The following is a 4811-nucleotide window of genomic DNA, read 5'->3' on the forward strand; positions in this document are numbered from 1 at the left end:
AGCCCGCTCCTACATGTAACCGCATTCCCCCGTAGGAGCGGGCTTGCCCGCGATGAGGCCATAGCAGACGCGTCGACATTTAAAGGTCGCCCATCACTCGCCCAGCAAAGCCGAATATGCGGCGATGGCCGGCCAGGTCGACCAGTTCGACTTCGCGGCTCTGCCCCGGCTCGAAGCGCACCGCGGTGCCAGCCGGGATATTCAGGCGCATGCCGCGCGCGGCTGCTCGGTCGAAGCTCAGGGCGTCGTTGGTTTCGTAAAAGTGGTAGTGCGAGCCAACCTGGATCGGTCGGTCGCCGCTGTTAGCCACGGTTACGCGCAGGGTGCGGCGGCCGGCGTTGAGTTCGATTTCGCCGTCCTGAATCTGGTATTCGCCAGGGATCATAGCTGCTTCACTCCAGGATCAATTGCATAAAGGTCAGGTCCAGCCAGCGGCCGAACTTGCGCCCGACCTGGGGCATCTGGCCGCTGGTGATGAAGCCGAGGCGCTGGTGCAGGCGAATCGAGGCGCTGTTGCCGCTCTCGATGGCGGCAACCATCACATGCAGCCCGGCGGCTTGGGCGCGTTCGATCAAAGCGTGCATCAGCAAGGGGCCGAGGCCCTGGCCGCGTTGGTCGCTGCGCACATACACCGAGTGCTCAACGGTGTGGCGAAAGCCTTCGATGGCGCGCCAAGTGCCGTAGCTGGCGTAGCCGAGTACCTCGCCCGCATCACCGTGGGCCACCAGTACCGGAAAGCCGGCGGCGTTGCGCTCATTTAGCCAGGCCTGGCGGTTGGCCAGGTCGACCTGGGTTTCATTCCAGATCGCCGTGGTGTTGAGCACGGCATCGTTGTAGATGGCCAGGATGGCAGGCAGGTCGGCGGCTGTGGCGTCTTGAATAATCATGCTTATGCAATCGGCTGGTGGACGGTGACTAACTTGGTGCCGTCCGGGAAGGTGGCCTCGACCTGAATCTCCGGAATCATTTCTGCGATGCCCTCCATCACCTGATCGCGGCTCAGCAGAGTGGTGCCAAAGTGCATCAGTTCGGCCACGGTCTGGCCGTCGCGGGCGCCTTCCAGCAGGGCCGCGGAGATATAGGCCATGGCTTCCGGGTAGTTGAGTTTTACCCCACGGGCCAGGCGACGTTCGGCCACCAGGCCGGCGGTGAAGATCAGCAGTTTGTCTTTTTCGCGAGGGGTCAGGTCCATGCTTCAGGTGCTCCAGATTCTTGGGGGGACGGCCGTGCGACCGAGCAGGGCCGGGCGCAGCAGCTGCCAGAGGGCAATCAGCCAGGCGCGGGCGTGCAGGGCCTCGTCGGCCAGGCAGCGGGCCACCAGCAGGCCGGGTAATTGAGTGAGGTCGCCGCGCACTGGGCTGTTCAGGCTACGGCAGTGTTCCAGTAATTCGCTGTCGATTTCACCGCTGATCAGCAGGGTGGCGAATACTGGTTTGCCGTCCAGGCCGATGGGTGAGTCGAGCAGGCCGTCGCCGCCGACCACACGCTGGCGCTCGTGCCAGAGCAGCTGGCCATCGCGGCGGATATTCAGCTGGGATTGAAAGTGACCGGCATCGAAGCGCTCGCCACTGGCCGGGCGGCCGAGGGCGACCATGTCCCAATAGAGCAGCTTGGCATCGCCGAACAGCTCGATATCGGTGGTCACTTCGGCCTGGGCGGCGGCGTAGACGATGCTTTCCTGCGGCAGCCACTCCAGGGTGGCGCCGGCTTCGACGCGCAGCTTGAGGTTCTGGTAGGCCGGGCCCGCGGCGCGATACCACTTGGCCGCGCCGGGGCTGGTCAACTGTGCCCAGGCACCGCAGCCAACGCTGGCCGAGATATCCAGGCGATCACCGCCAGCGATGCCGCCGGGCGGATGCACGATGATGTGTTGGCACACCTCCGGCCCTTCGGCATACAGGTGCTTCTGCACCCGCAGCGGGCCTTTATGCCGGCGTAATGTCGGCCGCGTGCAGTCGCCGTCGCGGCCATAGCCCAGCTCCAGCTCGGCGTGCCAGCTGGGGGTAAATACGGCGGCGGGTGCGGGTGCGTTCATAGGTTTTTTTCGTAGGATGGGTTAGTCGCGCAGCGACGTAACCCATCATTGTGCGTTGGATAAATGCGCTCTTGTTGGGTATCGCTGCGCTCAACCCAACCTACGGTAATGTTCAAATCGCTACCAGTCCGCGCACGCCATCGGCGTCCATGGTCTCGCCCCGGCCCTGTTGGACGATCTCGCCACGGCTCATCACCAGGTACTGGTCGGCCAGCTCGGCGGCAAAGTCATAGAACTGCTCGACCAGCAGGATGGCCATGTCGCCACGCTCGGCGAGCTTCTTGATCACCACGCCGATCTCCTTGATCACCGAGGGTTGGATGCCTTCGGTGGGCTCGTCGAGGATCAGCAGACGCGGTTGGCTGGCCAGCGCGCGACCGATGGCCAACTGTTGCTGCTGGCCGCCGGACAGATCGCCGCCGCGGCGTTGCTTCATTTCGCGCAGCACCGGGAATAGCTCGTAGATAAATTCCGGCACCACCTTGGCGTCGCTGCCGGGAAAGCGCGATAGGCCCATCAGCAGGTTCTCTTCCACGGTCAGGCGGCCGAAGATTTCCCGGCCCTGGGGCACGTAGGCAATGCCGGCGTGCACGCGCTGGTGCGGTTTGAAACTGGTGATGGGCTGGCCTTCCCACTGCACAGCACCTTGCTTGGCCGGGATCAGGCCCATCAGGCATTTCAGCAGGGTGGTCTTGCCCACGCCGTTACGGCCGAGCAGGCAGGTGACTTCGCCGACTTTCACGTCGAACGACAGACCGCGGAGGATATGGCTGCCGCCGTAGTACTGATGCAGTTGTTGGACTTGCAGCATGTTCCGTCTCTCAATTCTGTGGAGTCTGGCAGGCCGTTATCGCGAGCAAGCTCGCTCCTACATAAACCGCGCTTGCTCGCGATCCTCGATATTTACCGGCCCAGATAAACCTCAATCACCCGTTCATCGTTCTGTACCTGTTCCAGCGAGCCTTCGGCCAGCACGCTGCCCTGGTGCAGCACGCTGACGTGGTCGGCGATGCTGCCGACAAAGCCCATGTCGTGCTCCACCACCATCAGCGAGTGCTTGCGTGCCAGGGACTTGAACAGCTCGGCGGTGAACTCGGTTTCGGCATCGGTCATGCCCGCCACGGGCTCATCGAGCAGCAACAGTTGCGGGTCCTGCACCAGCAGCATGCCGATCTCGAGGAACTGCTTCTGGCCGTGGGACAGCAAGCCGGCCGGGCGCTGGCGCGCGGCGTCCAGCTTGATCGTGTGCAGCACCTCGTCTATGCGGTCTTGCTGTTCGCCGGTCAGCTTGGCGCGCAGGCTGGCCCACACCGACTTGTTGGTTTTCTGCGCCAGTTCGAGGTTCTCGAACACGCTCAGCGCTTCGAATACCGTGGGCTTCTGGAACTTGCGGCCGATGCCAGATTGGGCGATCTCCACTTCGCTCATCTGGGTCAGGTCGAGGGTTTCGCCAAAGTAGGCGACGCCGTTGTCCGGGCGGGTCTTGCCGGTGATTACGTCCATCATGGTGGTCTTGCCGGCGCCGTTGGGGCCGATGATGCAGCGCAGCTCGCCGACGCCGATATACAGGGTCAGGTTGCTCAGCGCCTTGAAGCCGTCGAAGCTGACGTTGATGTCTTCCAGGGTCAGGATGGTGCCGTGACGGATATTCAGGCCCTGGCTGGCAGCAGTGCTAGCACCGATGGCATCGCGGCCGCTGCCGGCCGGGTCAAAGGCGGGGTCGAGCATAAATTCGGGGACCGGAGTGGCGCGCATCATTGCTCTCCTTTCTTGCGTAGCAAGCCGATCACGCCTTTAGGCAGGAACAGCGTCACGACGATAAACAAGAAGCCCAGGGCGAACAGCCAGTACTCGGGGAAGGCCACGGTAAACCAGCTCTTCATGCCGTTGACCAGGCCGGCACCGAGCAGTGGGCCGATCAGACTGCCGCGCCCACCGAGGGCCACCCACACAGCGGCTTCGATGGAGTTGGTCGGCGACATTTCGCTGGGGTTGATGATGCCCACCTGTGGCACATACAGCGCGCCGGCCAGGCCGCAGAGCACGGCGCTAAGCACCCAGATAAACAGCTTGTAGCCGCGCGGGTCGTAGCCGCAGAACATCAGGCGGTTCTCGGCATCGCGCAGTGCAGTCAGCACCCGGCCGAACTTGCTGCGGGCCAGCGTCCAGCCCAGATACAGGCTGGCCACGAGTAGCACGACTGTGGCGAGAAACAGCACCGCGCGAGTGTGCGCCGAGGTGATATCGAAGCCGAGAATCGTTTTGAAGTTGGTAAAACCGTTGTTGCCGCCAAAGCCGGTTTCGTTGCGAAAGAACAGCAGCATGCCGGCGAAGGTCAGCGCCTGGGTCATGATCGAGAAGTACACGCCCTTGATTCGCGAGCGGAAGGCGAAGAAGCCGAACACCAGGGCCAGCAACCCAGGCGCCAGCACCACCAGGCATAGCGCCCAGAGGAAGTTGCTGGTGCCGTACCAATACCAGGGCAGCTTGGTCCAGGCGAGGAAGCTCATAAAGGCGGGCAGGCCGTCACCGGCCGCTTCGCGCATCAGGTACATGCCCATGGCATAACCGCCGAGGGCGAAGAACAGGCCGTGGCCGAGCGACAGCAGGCCGGCGTAACCCCAGACCAGATCGAGCGCCAGGGCAACGATGGCGTAGCAGAGGATCTTGCCGACCAGGGTCAGGCTATAGGCCGAGACATGCAGGGCGTTGTCCGCCGGCAGCAGGTGCAGCAATGGCATGGCGATCAGCACGGCCAGTACCAGCAGGCCGATGG

General features: G+C 63.4%; 7 protein-coding genes. All 7 read right to left on the reverse strand.

Features of this window, described 5'->3' with window-relative positions; genetic code table 11:
* Positions 1–79 precede the first annotated feature (79 nt).
* Positions 80–385 carry an urease subunit beta gene (locus tag WA145_RS10935; protein ID WP_422581604.1) on the reverse strand — a complete coding sequence of 102 codons (306 nt, stop codon included), beginning with the start codon at positions 383–385 and terminating at the stop codon, positions 80–82.
* A gap of 7 nt (positions 386–392) precedes the next feature.
* On the reverse strand, positions 393–893 hold the full coding sequence (locus WA145_RS10940; protein ID WP_422581609.1) for a GNAT family N-acetyltransferase: 501 nt from the start codon (positions 891–893) through the stop codon (positions 393–395).
* The gene (ureA, locus tag WA145_RS10945; protein WP_275960583.1) at positions 890–1192 is read right to left on the reverse strand and encodes an urease subunit gamma; all 303 of its coding nucleotides are present in this window, start codon (positions 1190–1192) and stop codon (positions 890–892) included. The genes WA145_RS10940 and ureA overlap by 4 nt, the downstream gene beginning before the upstream one ends.
* A 3-nt stretch (positions 1193–1195) precedes the next feature.
* Positions 1196–2035 (reverse strand): urease accessory protein UreD, encoded by an 840-nt coding sequence (locus tag WA145_RS10950; protein WP_422581605.1) that lies wholly within the window; start codon positions 2033–2035, stop codon positions 1196–1198.
* Positions 2036–2147: 112 nt separating this feature from the next.
* Complete coding sequence (gene urtE / locus WA145_RS10955) at positions 2148–2846, reverse strand: urea ABC transporter ATP-binding subunit UrtE (protein WP_422581606.1); 699 nt, start codon at positions 2844–2846, stop codon at positions 2148–2150.
* A gap of 92 nt (positions 2847–2938) precedes the next feature.
* A complete protein-coding gene (urtD, locus tag WA145_RS10960; protein ID WP_422581607.1) occupies positions 2939–3790 on the reverse strand; it encodes an urea ABC transporter ATP-binding protein UrtD in 852 nt (283 codons plus the stop codon).
* Positions 3790–4809, reverse strand: a complete 1020-nt coding sequence (gene urtC, locus WA145_RS10965; RefSeq protein ID WP_422581608.1) for an urea ABC transporter permease subunit UrtC — start codon at positions 4807–4809, stop codon at positions 3790–3792. The genes urtD and urtC overlap by 1 nt, the downstream gene beginning before the upstream one ends.
* Positions 4810–4811 lie beyond the last annotated feature (2 nt).

The organism is Pseudomonas sp., assembly GCF_049301935.1.
In the GTDB taxonomy this organism is placed as follows: Bacteria; Pseudomonadota; Gammaproteobacteria; order Pseudomonadales; family Pseudomonadaceae; genus Aquipseudomonas.

Coding starts and splice junctions, on each gene's coding strand:
- WA145_RS10935 (WP_422581604.1), bottom strand. CDS start 385: ATGATCCCTGGCGAATACCAGATTCAGGACGGCGAAATCGAACTCAAC.
- ureA (WP_275960583.1), bottom strand. CDS start 1,192: ATGGACCTGACCCCTCGCGAAAAAGACAAACTGCTGATCTTCACCGCC.
- WA145_RS10950 (WP_422581605.1), bottom strand. CDS start 2,035: ATGAACGCACCCGCACCCGCCGCCGTATTTACCCCCAGCTGGCACGCC.
- urtE (WP_422581606.1), bottom strand. CDS start 2,846: ATGCTGCAAGTCCAACAACTGCATCAGTACTACGGCGGCAGCCATATC.
- urtD (WP_422581607.1), bottom strand. CDS start 3,790: ATGCGCGCCACTCCGGTCCCCGAATTTATGCTCGACCCCGCCTTTGAC.